Raw genomic sequence first — 548 nt, forward strand, 5'->3', positions numbered from 1 at the left:
GCAAGAGCAGCAAGTTCTTGCATCAGTTCCACAAAATCAGCAGGTTTGAGCGATTGAGGACCATCGGACATTGCTTTGGATGGGTTGGGGTGAACTTCAATCATCAACGAATCTGTCCCAGCAGCGATCGCCGCTTTTGCCATCGTGGGAACATACTGAGAGTAGCCAGTGGCATGACTGGGGTCAATCATGATTGGTAAATGAGTCAGTGTACGCAACACAGGGACCACAGATAAATCAAGAATATTTCTGGTATACTGCTTGTCAAACGAGCGAATACCGCGTTCGCACAAAATTACATTTGGATTTCCTGCCGCCATAATATACTCAGCTGCCATCAACCATTCTTCAATGGTTGCCGACAAACCACGCTTGAGCAGAATTGGTTTACCAGTAGCGCCTGCTTTCTTGAGTAAGGAGAAATTCTGCATATTTCTCGCGCCAATTTGGATTACATCTGCAACAGAGGCAATTTTTTCCAAGTCAGCCGTATCCATCACTTCGGTAATAATTCCTAAACCAGTAGCTTCACGCGCCAGTGCTAACAA

1 protein-coding gene is annotated in these 548 nt (G+C 45.8%); it reads right to left on the reverse strand.

The window, feature by feature from the left end; translation table 11 throughout:
• Positions 1-548, reverse strand: a 548-nt coding sequence (gene aroF / locus ICL16_RS12045; RefSeq protein ID WP_190827797.1) for a 3-deoxy-7-phosphoheptulonate synthase, incomplete at both ends; no start/stop codon positions are given.

This window comes from Iningainema tapete BLCC-T55 (assembly GCF_014698965.1).
Lineage (GTDB): Bacteria > Cyanobacteriota > Cyanobacteriia > Cyanobacteriales > Nostocaceae > Iningainema > Iningainema tapete.